Annotated in this window: 15 protein-coding genes; 12 read left to right on the top strand and 3 right to left on the bottom strand. The window is 65.0% G+C overall.

The window, feature by feature from the left end:
* Nucleotides 1-148 precede the first annotated feature (148 nt).
* Complete coding sequence (locus XI04_RS25705) at nucleotides 149-787, bottom strand: TetR/AcrR family transcriptional regulator (protein WP_028139874.1); 639 nt, start codon at nucleotides 785-787, stop codon at nucleotides 149-151.
* Between the two features lie 215 nt (nucleotides 788-1,002).
* Between XI04_RS25705 and XI04_RS25700 the strand changes: the two genes are divergently transcribed.
* The 7 genes from XI04_RS25700 to XI04_RS25670 all read left to right on the top strand — a co-directional run bounded on the left by XI04_RS25700 (nucleotide 1,003) and on the right by XI04_RS25670 (nucleotide 8,045).
* Complete coding sequence (locus XI04_RS25700) at nucleotides 1,003-2,553, top strand: ABC transporter substrate-binding protein (RefSeq protein WP_028139873.1); 1,551 nt, start codon at nucleotides 1,003-1,005, stop codon at nucleotides 2,551-2,553.
* 206 nt (nucleotides 2,554-2,759) lie between these two features.
* Nucleotides 2,760-3,731: an ABC transporter permease gene (locus XI04_RS25695; protein ID WP_028139872.1), complete on the top strand. Its 972-nt coding sequence runs from the start codon at nucleotides 2,760-2,762 to the stop codon at nucleotides 3,729-3,731.
* Entirely contained in the window at nucleotides 3,728-4,567 is an 840-nt protein-coding gene (locus tag XI04_RS25690) for an ABC transporter permease (RefSeq protein WP_028139871.1), read from the top strand. Before XI04_RS25695 ends, XI04_RS25690 begins: the two co-directional genes overlap by 4 nt.
* A gap of 2 nt (nucleotides 4,568-4,569) precedes the next feature.
* Nucleotides 4,570-6,189 carry an ABC transporter ATP-binding protein gene (locus tag XI04_RS25685; RefSeq protein WP_028139870.1) on the top strand — a complete coding sequence of 540 codons (1,620 nt, stop codon included), beginning with the start codon at nucleotides 4,570-4,572 and terminating at the stop codon, nucleotides 6,187-6,189.
* Nucleotides 6,190-6,563: 374 nt separating this feature from the next.
* Nucleotides 6,564-6,740 (top strand): hypothetical protein, encoded by a 177-nt coding sequence (locus XI04_RS25680; protein ID WP_162832263.1) that lies wholly within the window; start codon nucleotides 6,564-6,566, stop codon nucleotides 6,738-6,740.
* Nucleotides 6,737-6,946, top strand: coding sequence for a hypothetical protein (locus tag XI04_RS25675; RefSeq protein WP_028139869.1), 210 nt, complete (start codon nucleotides 6,737-6,739; stop codon nucleotides 6,944-6,946). Before XI04_RS25680 ends, XI04_RS25675 begins: the two co-directional genes overlap by 4 nt.
* 160 nt (nucleotides 6,947-7,106) lie before the next feature.
* The gene (locus tag XI04_RS25670; protein WP_271609208.1) at nucleotides 7,107-8,045 is read left to right on the top strand and encodes an AEC family transporter; all 939 of its coding nucleotides are present in this window, start codon (nucleotides 7,107-7,109) and stop codon (nucleotides 8,043-8,045) included.
* A gap of 15 nt (nucleotides 8,046-8,060) precedes the next feature.
* On the opposite strand, the gene XI04_RS25665 is transcribed toward XI04_RS25670, so the two are convergent.
* Complete coding sequence (locus XI04_RS25665) at nucleotides 8,061-8,345, bottom strand: hypothetical protein (RefSeq protein WP_028139867.1); 285 nt, start codon at nucleotides 8,343-8,345, stop codon at nucleotides 8,061-8,063.
* Nucleotides 8,346-8,553: 208 nt separating this feature from the next.
* Between XI04_RS25665 and XI04_RS25660 the strand changes: the two genes are divergently transcribed.
* The 4 genes from XI04_RS25660 to XI04_RS25645 all read left to right on the top strand — a co-directional run bounded on the left by XI04_RS25660 (nucleotide 8,554) and on the right by XI04_RS25645 (nucleotide 13,350).
* Nucleotides 8,554-8,874 (top strand): hypothetical protein, encoded by a 321-nt coding sequence (locus XI04_RS25660; protein ID WP_028139866.1) that lies wholly within the window; start codon nucleotides 8,554-8,556, stop codon nucleotides 8,872-8,874.
* A 224-nt stretch (nucleotides 8,875-9,098) separates the two neighbouring features.
* Nucleotides 9,099-9,824 (top strand): outer membrane protein, encoded by a 726-nt coding sequence (locus XI04_RS25655; RefSeq protein WP_038971905.1) that lies wholly within the window; start codon nucleotides 9,099-9,101, stop codon nucleotides 9,822-9,824.
* 164 nt (nucleotides 9,825-9,988) lie between these two features.
* Entirely contained in the window at nucleotides 9,989-12,154 is a 2,166-nt protein-coding gene (locus tag XI04_RS25650; protein ID WP_028139864.1) for a methyl-accepting chemotaxis protein, read from the top strand.
* A 134-nt stretch (nucleotides 12,155-12,288) separates the two neighbouring features.
* On the top strand, nucleotides 12,289-13,350 hold the full coding sequence (locus XI04_RS25645) for an MBL fold metallo-hydrolase (RefSeq protein ID WP_028139863.1): 1,062 nt from the start codon (nucleotides 12,289-12,291) through the stop codon (nucleotides 13,348-13,350).
* Nucleotides 13,351-13,384: 34 nt separating this feature from the next.
* Here the strand turns inward: XI04_RS25645 and aroQ are convergent, their stop codons facing one another.
* A complete protein-coding gene (gene aroQ, locus XI04_RS25640; RefSeq protein ID WP_028139862.1) occupies nucleotides 13,385-13,816 on the bottom strand; it encodes a type II 3-dehydroquinate dehydratase in 432 nt (143 codons plus the stop codon).
* Nucleotides 13,817-14,159: 343 nt separating this feature from the next.
* Here aroQ and hemA point away from each other — a divergent pair, with 343 nt between their 5' ends.
* Complete coding sequence (gene hemA / locus XI04_RS25635) at nucleotides 14,160-15,389, top strand: 5-aminolevulinate synthase (RefSeq protein ID WP_271592950.1); 1,230 nt, start codon at nucleotides 14,160-14,162, stop codon at nucleotides 15,387-15,389.
* Nucleotides 15,390-15,607: the final 218 nt, after the last annotated feature.

Here is a 15,607-nt window from a genome sequence, read left to right as displayed (position 1 = left end):
CCGGGGCGTTTCGGAAGCGTTGGGCTGCCTCAGTGCTCGGAGTCATAAAACCGACCAGACGGTTTGTAAAGTTCGAAAGTCACGTCCTGACGCATTTGGCCGCAGGCGCGGCTTTGGGCAGGCCCGGTTCGAATTCGTTAACGATGAATCAGGCGCGTTTGCGCCGGGTTGCAGCCTTCGCGACCGCTGCCGTTCCGGATTTGGCGGCACGTTTTGCGGCCGGTTGTTCGAGGCTGGTCCACTGCGCATCGTCGAGCAGGCGCGCGAACAGTCGCTGGTGCTCGTCCTTGCTGAGCGGCGACATGCCGAACAGCGAACTCAATAGCAGTCCCATCGCTCCGGCCCAGCGCAGCATCGCGAGATCGGGGTCCGTGGCCTCTTCCCTGATCGCGGCCATCCGCTCCATCTCGCGCTCGCGCGGCAGCGCCATCAGACGCGGATTCTCCACCATGGCCGCAACCAGCGCCAGCGCGGCGGAATTCGGCGACGTCGCCGCTTCGCGCACCGTGGCCAGCTGGGTCGCCAGATTGGGATTCGCGGAGGTCTCGCCCGCCTTCGCCATATAACGCGTCGAGAACTCCTCGAAATGCGCCATCTGCCGCTCGAGGAGTGCCTTCAGCACCGCCTCCTTGGTGCGGAACTGATGCATCACGCCGCCCTTGCTCAGCCCGCTCTCGCGCGCAATCGCATCGAGCGTCAACCGGCCCGGCCCGTCGCGCGCGATGATCGCGATGGCTGCTTCGAGCGCAGCATTGCGGGACCGTTCGGAGCGCGTGGCATTGTCCATCGCCGACTTGTCTCCGCGGCACGACGATGAATCAAGTGAAAACAGGACGCGCTGTACATTTTTTGTGCGAACACTGTCGCGACTTTCATCTTGCGGCGCCGAACGGGACTGTGTGAGCCTCGATACCGGATGGGGACTGGGATGGGCCGGCCGTAGCTTTGCGCGCCATGACGTGCGAAGCGTTGACGGCTGGTCTCGCTTGAGAAAGATACGACATGCCGAAACGAGTGTTGCTTGGTCTCCTCCTGGCGTGCGGCCTCACGGCCCCGACACTGGCGCAAGAGCCGAAGACGGGAGGTGTGATCAATGCGGTGATCCAGCCTGAGCCGCCCGGCCTGATGCTGGCGATGGTCCAGAACGGCCCGGTGCAGATGGTGTCGGGCAACATCTTCGAAGGGCTGCTGCGCTACAGCCCAAAGCTCGAACCGCAGCCGGAGCTCGCCGAAAGCTGGAGCGTCAGCGAGGACGCCAAGACCTACACCTTCAAGCTCCGGAAGGGCGTCACCTGGCATGACGGCAAGCCTTTCACCGCCGCCGACGTCTTGTTCTCGGTCGAGATGCTGAAGCAGACCCACGCGCGCGCCCGCAACAACCTCGCGCAGGTCGACAAGGTCGAGGCGCCCGACGACTACACGGTCGTCTTCACGCTCAAGCAGCCGTTCGGCCCGTTCCTCGGCATCTTCGAGGTCGGCTCGATGCCGATGGTGCCGAAGCATCTCTATGACGGCACCGACTGGAAGACCAATCCCTACAACAACGCCCCGGTCGGCACCGGCCCCTTCATGTTCAAGGAATGGCAGAAGGGCTCGTTCATTCGCCTGGCCAAGAACCCGAACTATCACGAGAAGGGCAAACCCTATCTCGACGAGATCTACTGGCAGATCATTCCCGACGCCGCCGCGCGCTCGGTGGCCTACGAGACTGGCAAGGTCGACGTGCTGCCCGGCGGCTCGGTCGAGAACTTCGACGTGCCCAGGCTGTCCAAGCTGAAGGACACCTGCGTCACCGGCGCCGGCTGGGAGTTCTTCTCGCCGCTGGCCTGGCTGTGGCTCAACAACCGCCAGGGCCCGCTCGCCGACAAGCGGGTGCGGCAGGCGGTCATGTATGCGATCGACCGCGAATTCGCCAAGGACGTGATCTGGAACGGGCTCGGCAAGGTCGCGACCGGCCCCTCCGCCTCGACCATCAAATACTATACTGACGACGTGCCGAAATATCCGTACGACCCGGCCAAGGCCAAGGCCCTCTTGAAGGAAGCCGGCTACAAGGGCGAGAAGATCCGCCTGCTGCCGCTCGCTTATGGCGAGACCTGGCAGCGCTGGGGTGAAGCGGTGAAGCAAAACCTCCAGGACGTCGGCATCAACATCGAGACCATCGCCACCGACGTCGCCGGCGGCAACCAGAAGATCGGCGACTGGGACTACGACATCGCCTTCACCTATCTCTACCAGTATGGCGATCCCGCGCTCGGCGTCGGCCGAAACTACGTCTCGAGCGCCATCGCCAAGGGCCAGGTCTTCAACAACGTCGAGGGCTACTCCAACCCCGAGATCGACAAGCTGTTCGCCGACGGTGCCGTCGCAACGCCGGACTCCAAGCGCAAGGAGATCTACGAGAAGGCGCAGAAGATCCTGGTCGAAGACGTGCCGGTGGCCTGGATGCTCGAGCTGCAATTCCCGACCATCATGCGCTGCAAGGTCAAGAACCTGATCACCACGGGGATCGGGGTCAATGACGGCTTCAAGGACGCATGGCTCGACAAGTGAGCCCTTCCTTCTTCACCTCTCCCCGCCTGCGGGGAGAGGTCGAATGTGCGCATAGCGCACATTCGGGTGGGGGGGAGTCTCCACGAGTCCAACTGCTGATACGCTCGCGGAGAGTCCCCCTCACCCCAACCCTCTCCCCGCAAGCGGGGCGAGGGAGTCGCTCCGTCTCCGTGGCTTCAGGTCACATCACCAATATGACTCACTAGATGCTCTCCTTCGTCGCTCAGCGTGTCCTCAAGGGCGTGATCGTCCTGCTTGCGATCGTCGTCCTCAATTTCTTCCTGATCCGGCTTGCGCCGGGCGACCCCGCGGTGGTGATGGCGGGCGAGGCCGGGGCCAGTGACCAGATCTTCGTCAAGCAGCTCAGGGAGAAATTCGGCCTCGACAAGCCGCTGCCGGAGCAGCTCTTCCTCTACGTCAAGGGCGTCGTCACCCTCGACCTCGGCTTCTCCTTCCGCCAGCAGGCGCCGGTCGCAAAGCTGATCGGCGAGCGGCTGCCGGCGACGCTGCTGTTGACGCTGACGGCATTCGCGATCTCGCTCATGCTCGGCATTCTCTTCGGCACCTTCGCCGCGCGCTTTGCCGGAACCTTCCTCGACACCGCCATCACCGTTTTCGCGCTGATCTTCTACGCCATGCCGATCTTCTGGGTGGCGTTGATGGGCATCCTGCTGTTCTCGGTCACCATGGATTGGCTGCCGAGTTTTGGTTACGAGACGGTCGGTGCGAACCTCACCGGCTTCGCCCACGCGGTCGACGTCGCAAAACACCTGATCATGCCGGCGATGACGCTCGGCCTGTTCTTCATGGCGACCTATACCCGCATGACGCGCGCCTCGATGCTGGAGGTGAAGCGGCTCGACTTCGTCAAGACCGCGCGCGCCAAGGGCCTCTCGGACGCCGTGATCCAGCGCCGCCACGTGCTGCGCAACGCGCTGCTCCCCGTCGTGACGCTGGCCGGCGTGCATTCCGGCACGCTGATCGGCGGCGCCGTCATCACCGAGACCGTGTTCGCCTGGCCCGGCATCGGACGGCTGATGTACGACGCGCTGTTGCAGCGGGACTACAATCTGCTGCTCGGCGTCTTCGTGATCTGCTCCGCCATGGTCCTGATCTTCAACCTCATCACCGACCTCGTCTATCGCCTGGTCGATCCGCGCATCGAATTCGCCTCATGAAACAGTTCTGGAAATCGATGCTGCGTAGCCCGAGCGGCGTCATCGGGCTCATCATTCTGGTTCTCGCGATCTCGGTCGCATTGTTCGGACCGATGCTGTTCCCGAACTCGCCATGGCGGATGGTGCAGCGGCCGTTCCTGCCGCCGTTTACGCTCTCCGCCGTGCCGCTCGGCACCGACGCGCTCGGCCGCGACGTGTTCGCCGGTATGATTTTTGGCGCACGCGTCTCGCTGCTTGTCGGCCTCGTCTCCACGCTGGTCGCGCTGATCGTCGGCGTTCCCATCGGCGCCATGGCCGGCTATTTCGGCGGCAGGGTCGATGACGCCCTGATGCGCTTCACCGAGTTCTTCCAGACCATTCCGAGCTTCGCGCTCGCGATCGTGCTGGTCGCGATCCTGCAGCCCTCGATCTATTCGATCGTGACCTCGATCGCGCTGGTGAGCTGGCCGCCGGTCGCCCGCCTCGTGCGCGGCGAGGTGCTGTCGCTGCGCACGCGCGAATACGTCCAGGCGGCGGTGGTCACAGGCCAGAGCAACACCTGGATCATCATGCGCGAGATCCTGCCGAACGCACTGTCGCCCGTGATCGTGCTGGCCTCACTGATGGTGGCGACCGCGATCCTCCTGGAATCCTCGCTGTCGTTCCTCGGCCTCGGCGACCCCAATCTGATCTCCTGGGGCTACATGGTCGGCGCCGGCCGCACCGTGATCCGCCAGGCCTGGTGGATCACGGTGTTTCCCGGTGTCGCCATCCTGATCTCCGTGCTCGGGCTCAATTTGATCGGCGAAGGCCTCAACGACGCGCTCAATCCGCGCCTGTCGCGGGAGGGACGCTGACAATGACCGCCCCGCCCGCCGTCTCCATCAAGAACCTGCGAATTGCCCTGCCCAAGGGCGCCGAGCGTCCCTTCGCCGTCGACGGCGTCTCGCTCGACTTGCGGCCCGGCAAGATCGTCTGCGTCGTCGGCGAGTCCGGCTCCGGCAAGTCGATGTGCGCGCATGCGCTGATGGGCCTGTTGCCGGATACGGTCTCGGTCGCCTCCGGCGAGATCCAGTTCGAGGGACGCGACCTGCTCAAGCTCGACGACGACGGTTGGCGCGATCTGCGCGGCCGCCGTCTCGCGATGATCTTCCAGGAGCCGATGACCGCGCTCAATCCGTTGATGCGGATCGGCGACCAGATGGCGGAGATGTTCGAGGCCCACGGCCTGCTGACGCCGAGGGAGCGGCGCGCGCGAGCGCTCGCTTTGGCACGGGAGGTCGGCCTGCCCGACCCCGAGCGCATCGTCCGCGCCTATCCGCACCAGCTCTCCGGCGGTCAGCGCCAGCGCGCCATGATCGCGATGGCGCTCGCGCTCGAGCCGGCCGTGCTGGTCGCGGACGAGCCGACCACCGCGCTCGATGTCACCACGCAGGCGCAGATCCTCAAGCTGATCCGCAACCTCCAGCGCAATCGCAACATGGCGGTGATGTTCATCACCCACGATTTCGGCGTGGTCGCCGATATCGCCGACCAGGTCGTCGTGCTCCGGCACGGCAAGGTGGTCGAGGAAGGTCCGGCCGCAACCGTCTTCAACGCGCCGCAGCACGACTACACCAAGGCGCTGCTCGCCGCCGTGCCCTCGATGGACCCGCCGGCGCGCGAGCCGCTCGACGATCAGGCCAGGGCCGTCGAGGTGATCGGGCTCGACAAGACCTATGTCACCTCGGGCGGCTGGTTTCGCGAAGACCGCCGCGTCGATGCCGCGCGCGCGGTCAATTTCAACATCCTCAGGGGCGAGACGCTCGGCCTCGTCGGCGAATCCGGCTCCGGCAAATCGTCGGTGGCGCGCCTGGTGATGCGGCTGATCGAGGCCGACCGCGGCACGGTGCGGATCGGCGAGACCGATCTCACCCAGCTCTCAGGCAAGGCGCTGCGTGCCGAGCGCCATCGCATCCAGATGATCTTTCAGGATCCGTTCGCTTCGCTCAATCCGCGCCGCAAGATCGGCCACATCATCGCCGACGGTCCGATCGCGGCCGGCCTTGATCCCAAGGTCGCGTTCGACCGGGCCCGCGATCTCCTCAAGATGGTCGGACTCGATGCCGGCGCGCTCGAGCGCTATCCGCATGAATTCTCCGGCGGCCAGCGCCAGCGCATCGGCATTGCGCGCGCGCTCGCACTCGAACCCGAGATCATCGTCGCGGACGAGGCCGTCTCCGCGCTCGACGTCTCCGTCCAGGCGCAAGTCTTGCGGCTGCTCGAAGACCTCAAGACGCGCCTCGGTCTCTCGATGCTGTTCATCACCCACGATCTACGCGTCGCCGCCCAGATCTGCGACCGCATCGCGGTGATGCAGCGCGGCGCCATCGTCGAGCTGAAGCCGACCGCGCAGCTGTTCGCCGCGCCGGAGCATGCCTATACGCGCGAGCTGCTGGCGGCGGTGCCGGGACGGAAAGAGCGCGCGCCGGCGGCGTGACGATCGATCGTATCGAGTTGCCGAATTCCGGGATGGTTCCAAAAACTTGCACGCGGCCCGAGGTGAAACAAATTCGGTCCAGAAGAATTTTCTTGACGAAAATATCCTTGCCGATGAGCGCAAGGAGCAAGTCGACACCAGCATTCGCTCGCGCGGCTCCCGAAGCCCCGCAACGGATGTGAGCTGGTGAGCGGTATCTCAACCCGGCGCATCAAAGGCACGGGAGACGTTGGGATTCCGGAGTGCGCTCACGCGCTTTTTACTCCTTCGTGACCGGCGACACCGCTTCAAAGCCGAAGACGGCGTCATAGATGACGATGAAATGATAAGCGTCATCTGATGACGGGATTTGCCAACTGATATTCGGAGCCAACATGGGCGAAGTCATTCGATTTGTCTCCAAGTCCGAGCGCGAGCGAGCACGTCTCATCCAGGAGGCGCGCGCCATCTACGACAGTATCTTCCCGCCGACCGACCCGGCCAGCGAAGGCCAGGATAAGGCCGCGATGGGTCGTACATATATCGGCCGCGACGGGGGTAACCTGTCGTGATCAAGATCATCGCCGTGCTTTGCAGCCTTGCCTCCCCGACCAATTGTCACGAGCAGGTCGTCACCACCTCGGATTTCGCCGAGGTTTCGGTGCAGTCCTGCCTGATGGGCGCACCGCAGCTCGCCGACTGGATGAACCAGCATCCAGCGGAGCGACTGGCTGCGTGGCGCTGCGTGATCGGTCGACAGGCCGGCCGGGGCATCTAGCCTCTGACGGCCGCGTTCGATCGGCGCGCCACGCCCGGCCATGACGGTCTCGACTGAAGGCAGCTCTTGAGCCAGGGCCACGGCTCGACCAAAGCAGTGACGACACTCCATTGCCGGGGTAACCTCTCGTTGCGGCCATTGGCAGCAAGGGGGAAGCCGGATGGAAGTCGCGAGCCTCGTTCTTCCCGTATTCGCGATCATCGTCACCGGCTGGCTGGCCGGCGAGCTCGGCTATCTCTCCCGCTCGCTCGCCGACGCGCTGGTGCATTTCGCCTACAACGTGGCAATGCCTGCGCTATTGATCGTCACCATCGCGCAGGAGCCCGCGGGCAATCTGCTGGAATGGCGTTTCCTGCTCGCGTTCGGCGGCGGCTCCCTCGTCTGCTTTGCGCTGGTCTTCCTGGTGGTCCGCGCCGGCGCAAAGCATGATCTCGCCAGCAGCACGATTCAAGGCATGGCGGCGGCGATGACCAATACCGGCTTCGTGGCGCTGCCGATCCTGCACGCGATCTACGGCCAGCCCGCCGTCCTGCCTGCTGCGGTAGCGACGGTATTCGTCGCGGCCGTGATGTTTCCGATCACGGTCATCCTGCTGGAGAGGGACGCGCGCGGATCGTCCGCGCAGCCCGCCGGCCTCGCGAAGCAGATCCTGCTCAATCCGATGGTGCTGTCGACGCTTAGCGGTCTCGTCTGGGCGATCACAGGCCTGCCGATTCCGGCGCCGGTCGCGGCCTATCTCAACATGATCGCCGCCGCGCTCACGCCCTGCGCACTGTTCGCCATCGGGCTCGGCCTGTCGGTCGAGGGCCTGCGCTCCAACCTGAAGGCAACGTTCGCGCTCGCGCTCGTGAAGCTCGTGATCATGCCGCTGATCGTCTACGGACTTTGTGTGGTCACCGGCCTCAACGCGCTCTACACCGTCGCCGCCGTGATATGCGCCGCCGTGCCCACGGCGAAGACGGTGTACGTGCTGGCGCACGAGCACAAGGTCGAGGAGAAACTGGTCGCGGCCACGGTCTCGGTCACGACGATGCTGTCGGTAGCGACATTGCTGGTCGCGCTATACCTTCTCTCGGGTCTGGCGACCGGCACGCGCTAACCCGCACGGCCGCACTTATCTCGTGGTGTTGCTCCAGGTGGGCGCCGAGTTGGTCACGCCGACCGAGGGCCAATTGTAAGATCCGACCGACGGTGCCGTGACCGTTCCGACCGTCTGGCCGGAGGAGCCGTAGGACGCCCGCGGCTGCGCTGCCGGCGCTCCGGCGCCGCCATAGGTCGGGGCCACCACGCCCGTGCTGTAGTGTCGGCTCGACCGCGCCTTCTTCGCTTCGGCCGCAAAGGGCGCGGCCAGTAGCCCGGTCGTGATGAGCGCGGCAATGGCGAGTTTGATGCTTGTCATGGCTGATCCCTCGATCGCTGGGGCCCTTGTGCCATGTGTTCATTGATCGCACGATGTCCATAGGCACAAGTTCATAACTCCGTGTGCTGGCGAATGTGCCGAAGCAATGCGTTGGTCACCTCCGCTTCGGACGGATCATGCTCGCCTTCGGATGGACCCGAATCAGCGCTAGTGCATTGCCCTCAGCGACTTCGCGTATTGAGGCGACATGACCGGGCCCGAACTGAAGCAACTCCGCGCCGACCTCTCCGATGCCCTCGAGCGGAAGCTCACCGCGGCCGACATGGCAAAGCTCTGCGGATTGCCGGAGAAAGGCGGCGGCGACACCATCCGACGCTGGGAGGTGAGCGGCCCGACGCCGGCGGTGACCAAGGTGCTGCGCGTGCTTGCGATGGCGAGCGAGCGCTATCCCATCCTGGAGAAGTTCGACATCTTCGATCGACATGACGTGCGCGAGGAGGACCGCCCCGCAAAGCGCGCGGCGTTCCGCGAGCAGATGCGCGATGAGGCGCGACGGCGTCTTGGTTAACGAAGGACGCGCAGAGGTTACCGAAGCCCTGCGAAGTTAAGCCTTCCTTCACCACTTCTTAAGCCGGCATTAAGCACGAAAATCATTTGCAGCCCAATAAGTTAGGTTGGGTCTCGTTGTGCCATGCATGTGACAGCATTTTCGTCAAAAGGAAGCTATCTGCAAAACCAACGCGGCGCGGAAAGCGCGCCTGCCGGGGACCTTAAGTGTCGGAGTTCAAGACGATGAAGAAGATTCTGTTTGCGACCGTTGCGCTGCTCGTGGTGGGCGCTGCTGCACCGGCCGTCGGTGCCGATCTCGGCAACCGCAACTATTACAAGTCGCCCGCGCCGGCCTATGCCGCGCCGATCTACAACTGGACCGGCTTCTATATCGGCGGCCATGTCGGTGGCGCGTTCTCCAGCGACAACAATTTCAACGGCCTTTCCACCGGCAACAACGGCAACGGCCGTTTCCTCGGCGGCGTGCAGGTCGGTGGGGACTGGCAGTTCCACCCGAACTTCGTGGTCGGCGTCGAGGGCCAGTATTCCTGGCTCTCCGGCAGCGTCGGCGCCGTGTTTCCGGGCGGCATCGCCTACACCAACGACCAGCGTGGCCTCGGCTCGATCACCGGCCGCGTCGGCTACACCTGGGGCCCCGGCCTCGTCTATGTGAAGGGCGGCTACGCCTATTCGGACAACAACGAGAAGGTGACCGTCGGCGGCGTGCCGACCGCGTTCGTCATCACCGGCGATCACCGCAACGGCTACACGGTCGGCGCCGGCCTCGAATACATGTTCGCCCCGAACTGGTCGGCCAAGGCCGAGTACCAGTACTACAATTTCGGCGAGGCGAGCTTCACCGGCGGTCCGCTCGCGGGCACCGGCAGCTTCACCACTGACGACCACACCATCAAGGCGGGCGTCAACTACCGCTTCAACTGGGCAAGCCCGGCCGTCGCGCGCTACTGATCGGTTACCACAACCTTACCATGACGGGGGGCCGGCGATTTCGCCGGCCCTTCTTTTTTCGCCCTGCGGAACACATGCAACCGTTTGCGGAGATTGCGAATTTTTAACCCGCCGTGCGGATACTGCCGGCCGCAAACAGAAGCAAGAACGTTGGGGGAATTTCGATGGCGATCCGTTTCAGCCTTGGCGGCTCACTTGGCGGCCCACTTGGCCGAATGCGGCCGCGTTTCAAAATGCCGACCTGGGGCGTACGCGGCAGCCTGTTCGCCGCCTTCGCAGTGATCGCCGGCATGGGCCTCGTGATCGCGGCCGGCGCCGGCCTGGCGCTGCAGAATCTCGGCGGACGCATGACCGAACTGAGCGGGCGGGACATTCCGCGCCTTGCTGCCAGCCTGCAATTGTCGGCATTGAGCGCGAGCCTTGCGGCACAGGGACCTGCCCTGCTCGCGGCACAAAGCGAGGAAGCGCTGAACGAGCGCACCAAGAAGCTCAAGGAGCTGCAGGAGCAAACACAGCAGAAGCTCAACGAGATCATCCAGCTCGGCGGCGACAAGGCCGTCGTCTCCGGACTCAGCGAGACGATGAAGAGCATCAACGAGGCGGCCCAGAGCCTCGCCAAGGCCGCGCGCGAGCGGCTCGATATCGCCGCCCTCCATGACAAGCAATATGACGCGCTGCGCAGCGCCCAGGGCGCCTTCGTCGGCGCGGCCAGCCCGGCGATGCTCGACGCGCAGACCCGGGTCAACGCCATTCTCGGCTCGGCCGACCTGTCTGCCGCGGATGCCAGCGATGCCGCGCAGACCGTCGGCCAGCTCGGCAACGTCGTCGCCAGCGGCAATCTCGCAGCCGCCGACATGAGTGCGGCGCTGTCGGCGAACACCAGCGACAAGCTCGACGACATCCAGAAGGAATTCAAGACGGCGCAGGGACGCCTGCGGTCCAACCTCGATCTGTTGCCGGACAATCAGGGCAACAAGATGCTGCGCGAAACGGCGGAGAAGCTGCTGGCGCTCGGCACCGGCAAGACCGGCGTGTTCAACCTGCGTGAGAAGGAGCTCGACTCCGTCGACTACGGCCAGACCATCCTCGACGAGACCCGCAAGCTCAATGTCGGCCTCGGCATCAGCGTGCAGCAGCTCGTCGACGGCGTGCAGAAAGAGACCAACGCCTCGACCTCGCAGGCGCAGCAGGAGACCTCGCTCGCGACGACCGTGATGCTGGCGCTTGGGGCCTTGATGCTGGTCGGCTCGGCGCTGTTCGTCTGGCTCTATGTCGGCCGCAACATCCTGCGCCGCATCCGCGAGCTTCAGCGCGCCATGCAGCTGCTGTCGGCCGGCGACCTCGACACCGAGATCGTCCGCTCCCGGCAGAACGACGAGATCGGCGTGATGAAGGAAACGCTGACCGTGTTCCGCGACAGCATGATCGAAGCCCGGGCGCTCGCCGGCGAGCAGGACAAGGACCGGATCGCCAAGGCCGAGCGGGCCGCGCGCATGGAAGCCAAGATCGCCGAATTCGAAAGCACGGTGCGCTCCGCGCTCGACAATCTGGCGCAGTCGGCCAATTCGATGCAATCGACCGCGCAGAGCATGTCGACCACCGCCGACCAGTCCAACGCGCTGGTCAACGCGGTCGCCTCCGCCGCCGAGGAGACCTCGGTCAACGTGCAGACCGTGTCGTCAGGCACCGAGCAGCTGTCGTCCTCGATCGAGGAGATCAGCAAGCAGGTCGTGACCTCCGCCGCGATCGCCAAGAAGGCGGTCGACGAGGCCGGCGCCACCGACACCACGGTGCAGAGCCTCGCCGACAGCGCGAGCCGCATCAGCGTCGTGGTCGACCTGATCCAGACCATCGCCTCGCAGACCAATCTGCTCGCGCTCAACGCCACCATCGAGGCGGCGCGTGCGGGCGAGGCCGGCCGCGGCTTTGCGGTGGTTGCCTCCGAGGTGAAGAGCCTCGCGAGCCAGACCGCCAAGGCCACGGAGGAAATCCGCACCCAGATCGCCAGCATGCAGGAGATCACGACCTCGGCGGTCGGCGCCATCCAGGGCATCGGCCGGATCATCGGCGAGATCGACAACGTGACCACGACGATCGCAGCCGCGGTCGAGGAGCAGGGCGCCGCCACCCGCGAGATCGCGCGCAACATCCAGCATGCGGCCGGCGGCACCAGCGAGGTCTCCAGCAACATCGTCGGCGTCTCCACGGCTTCCGCCGAAGCCGGCGCCGCGGCAAACGAAGTGCTGGGCGCCTCCGACGCGCTCCGCCGCGAAGCCGACATGCTGCGCGGAGAGATCGACGCGTTCCTCAACAACATGCGGGCGGCGTAACAGCGCCGGCCCGTAGCCCGGACGGCGCTTCGTCCGGGCTACGGAAAAACACGCCCGGTATGACCGCCATGCGGAGACCACGGGCCAGCCTTTTTCGGCTGGCGCCCCGCGCGCGCTGGGTTTAAGCCGGTAGCATGAACGCGAAAACCGACACCGCACAGTCCTCAGCCGAAGCCCTGCGCTACCCCTGGGAGCAGCACCCTGGCCACGACGAGATCGTCGAGGTCAGGCCCGGCGTGCTGTGGGCGCGGCTGAAATTGCCGTTCCGCCTCAACCACGTGAACATCTACCTGCTCGCCGACGGCGACGGCTATGCGATGGTGGATACCGGCTTCGGCAACGAGGAGACGATCGAGGCCTGGACCAAGCTGTTCGACGGGCCGCTGAAGGGCGTCCACATCACGCGCCTGATCGTCACCCACTCCCACCCCGACCATGTCGGGCTCGCAGGCTGGGTCGTCGAGCGGTTCAACTGCCCGCTGGTGATGTCGCAGGTCGAATATCTGCAATCGGTCTATCACCAGAACCGCGGCACCGCGGAGCGGCAGGAGGCGCAGCGGCTGTTCTTCCGTCGCCATGGCATGGACGAGTCGCTCACCGAAAAGCTGCTCGGCCGCGGCCAGGATTATCTCAAGCGCGTTTCGGTGCTGCCGCCCTCCTACCGCCGCATCTCCCATGGCGACGACGTCGTGATCGGCACGCGCCGCTTCAAGGTGATCACCGGCGGCGGCCACGCGCTCGACCAGGTGATGCTGTATTGCGCCGACGACAAGCTGTTCCTCTCCGCCGACCAGGTGCTGAGCAAGATCTCGCCCAATGTCAGCGTCTGGGCGGTCGAGCCCGACCAGAACTCGCTCGGCGAATATCTGGCCTCGCTCGCCAGCCTCACCACGACGCTGCCCTATGACGTCCTGGTGCTGCCCGGCCATGGCGTGCCGTTCTACGGGCTGAAGACCCGGATCAAGCAGCTCGCCGACCACCATGAAGAGCGCTGCCGCCTGATCGCGGAAGCCTGCCGCGAGGTGCCGCAGACCTCGCGCGCCTTGGTACCCGTCGTGTTCAACAAGCATGTGCTCGACGAACACCAGATGGGCTTTGCCGCCGGAGAGCTCGTCGCCCACGTCAACTACATGATCGTCGAGGGCCGGCTGACGGCGGAGACGAAGGACGGCGTGCTGCAGTTCAGGACGACGTGAGTCGCTTCGTCATGCCCGGGCTTGTGGCGGCATGTCACTTCATATTCGCGATCGCGTGCAGCGCGGCGATGTAGCCGAACGGACCCAGGCCGCAGATCACCCCGCTCGCCACGAACGAGATCTTGGAGTGGCGGTGATATTCGTCGCGGGCGAGGATGTTGGAGATGTGGACTTCCAGCACCGGCCCTTCGAACGTCTTGATCGCGTCCATGATCGCGACCGAGGTGAAGGAAAAGCCGGCCGGATTGATGATGATTGCATCGGCGTCCTGCCGCGCCGACTGGATCAGGTCGACCAGCACGCCTTCATGGTTGGATTGGTGGAAGGCGAGCTTGAGCCCGAGGGTTGCGGCAGCCGCCTCGCAGCTCGCGTTGACCTCTGCGAGCGTCGTGGTGCCGTAGATGTGCGGCTCGCGGATGCCGAGCATATTGAGGTTGGGACCGTTCAGAACCATGACACGCTTCATCGGGGCGTCCTTTCGCATGCGCTTGCCGGGCGCCGATCCGCGCCTCGCCAAGGCAAAGGCTACGACATCGGCGCGACCGGCTCAGCAATCATGAGACGGCGCGCGCCCCATGGACAAAATGTCCAAGCCAGCGACAACGGTCCCGGGCTTTCCCGGGAGCCTCGGCCCGCGCGGGCGGACCAGCGTTAGGCGTTTGATCCACATCAACTATCGCCGGCGATACGCCGCTATCAATGGACCCGCGCGCCTCGTCACAAATGTGTGCGGGCGCATGGACATTGGAGCTGGAAAAGCTCTAAAAATGAGCGGCCGCCTTGGCCGGGTTCCGTTGCAGGTTTTGCCGATGGATTACAACCAGTTCTTCGATTCCGCCCTCGATCGTCTCCATTCCGAGCGGCGCTACCGCGTGTTCGCCGACCTGGAGCGCACGGCCGGCCGATTCCCGCACGCGGTCTGGCACTCGCCCAAGGGCAAGCGCGACGTCGTGATCTGGTGCTCCAACGATTATCTCGGCATGGGCCAGCACCCGAAAGTGGTCGGCGCCATGGTCGAGACCGCGACGCGCGTCGGCACCGGTGCCGGCGGCACCCGCAACATCGCCGGCACGCATCATCCGCTGGTCCAGCTCGAGGCCGAGCTCGCCGATCTCCACGGCAAGGAAGCCGCGCTGCTGTTCACCTCGGGCTATGTCTCGAACCAGACCGGCATCCCGACCATCGCAAAACTCATTCCGAACTGCCTGATCCTGTCGGACGAGCTCAACCACAATTCGATGATCGAGGGCATCCGCCAGTCCGGCTGCGAGCGGGTCGTGTTCCGCCACAACGATCTTGCGCATCTCGAGGAGCTGTTGAAAGCGGCCGGCCCGAACCGGCCGAAGCTGATCGTCTGCGAGAGCCTCTATTCCATGGACGGCGACGTCGCCCCGCTCGCCAAGATCTGCGATCTCGCCGAGAAGTACGATGCGATGACCTATGTCGACGAAGTCCACGCGGTCGGCATGTACGGCCCGCGCGGCGGCGGCATCGCCGAGCGTGACGGCGTCATGCATCGCATCGACATCCTCGAAGGCACGCTGGCGAAAGCGTTCGGCTGCCTCGGCGGCTACATCGCCGCCAACGGCCAGATCATCGATGCCGTGCGCTCCTATGCGCCGGGCTTCATCTTCACCACCGCGCTGCCGCCGGCGATCTGCTCGGCCGCGACTGCCGCGATCAAGCATCTGAAAACCTCGAACTGGGAGCGCGAGCGCCACCAGGACCGTGCCGCCCGCGTCAAGGCGATCCTCAATGCCGCCGGCCTGCCGGTGATGTCGAGCGACACCCACATCGTGCCGCTGTTCGTCGGCGATCCCGAGAAGTGCAAGCAGGCGTCCGACCTGCTGCTCGAGGAGCACGGCATCTACATCCAGCCGATCAACTATCCGACGGTCGCCAAGGGCAGCGAGCGGCTGCGCATCACGCCCTCGCCCTATCACGACGACGGCCTGATCGATCAGCTCGCCGAAGCCCTGCTGCAGGTGTGGGACCGTCTCGGCCTGCCACTGCGCGAGAAGTCGCTGGCGGCGGAATAGGCGTTTCGCCTCTCCCACCTCCCACCCTTCCCGGAGCTACCCCCTCCCCAACCCTCCCCCACAAGGGGGGAGGGAGCGAGACAGGTGTGCCCGCCTCACGTCATCCAGCCCAATAAGTCGAGCAACGCCAGTCGCATCTTTTTCGCGAGGAGCAAGGCTCTCTCCGTTCCCTCCCCCCTTGTGGGGGAGGGTCAGGGAGGGGGGGTGCCACACGGGGA

The organism is Bradyrhizobium sp. CCBAU 11430 (genome assembly GCF_028128855.1).
Taxonomy (GTDB): Bacteria; Pseudomonadota; Alphaproteobacteria; order Rhizobiales; family Xanthobacteraceae; genus Bradyrhizobium; species Bradyrhizobium ottawaense.
Note: the sequence above shows the minus strand (reverse complement) of the source record. Positions and strands in the feature narration are given on the sequence as shown.

Coding starts and splice junctions, on each gene's coding strand:
- XI04_RS25705 (WP_028139874.1), bottom strand. CDS start 787: ATGGACAATGCCACGCGCTCCGAACGGTCCCGCAATGCTGCGCTCGAA.
- XI04_RS25700 (WP_028139873.1), top strand. CDS start 1,003: ATGCCGAAACGAGTGTTGCTTGGTCTCCTCCTGGCGTGCGGCCTCACG.
- XI04_RS25695 (WP_028139872.1), top strand. CDS start 2,760: ATGCTCTCCTTCGTCGCTCAGCGTGTCCTCAAGGGCGTGATCGTCCTG.
- XI04_RS25690 (WP_028139871.1), top strand. CDS start 3,728: ATGAAACAGTTCTGGAAATCGATGCTGCGTAGCCCGAGCGGCGTCATC.
- XI04_RS25685 (WP_028139870.1), top strand. CDS start 4,570: ATGACCGCCCCGCCCGCCGTCTCCATCAAGAACCTGCGAATTGCCCTG.
- XI04_RS25680 (WP_162832263.1), top strand. CDS start 6,564: ATGGGCGAAGTCATTCGATTTGTCTCCAAGTCCGAGCGCGAGCGAGCA.
- XI04_RS25670 (WP_271609208.1), top strand. CDS start 7,107: ATGGAAGTCGCGAGCCTCGTTCTTCCCGTATTCGCGATCATCGTCACC.
- XI04_RS25665 (WP_028139867.1), bottom strand. CDS start 8,345: ATGACAAGCATCAAACTCGCCATTGCCGCGCTCATCACGACCGGGCTA.
- XI04_RS25660 (WP_028139866.1), top strand. CDS start 8,554: ATGACCGGGCCCGAACTGAAGCAACTCCGCGCCGACCTCTCCGATGCC.
- XI04_RS25655 (WP_038971905.1), top strand. CDS start 9,099: ATGAAGAAGATTCTGTTTGCGACCGTTGCGCTGCTCGTGGTGGGCGCT.
- XI04_RS25650 (WP_028139864.1), top strand. CDS start 9,989: ATGGCGATCCGTTTCAGCCTTGGCGGCTCACTTGGCGGCCCACTTGGC.
- XI04_RS25645 (WP_028139863.1), top strand. CDS start 12,289: ATGAACGCGAAAACCGACACCGCACAGTCCTCAGCCGAAGCCCTGCGC.
- aroQ (WP_028139862.1), bottom strand. CDS start 13,816: ATGAAGCGTGTCATGGTTCTGAACGGTCCCAACCTCAATATGCTCGGC.
- hemA (WP_271592950.1), top strand. CDS start 14,160: ATGGATTACAACCAGTTCTTCGATTCCGCCCTCGATCGTCTCCATTCC.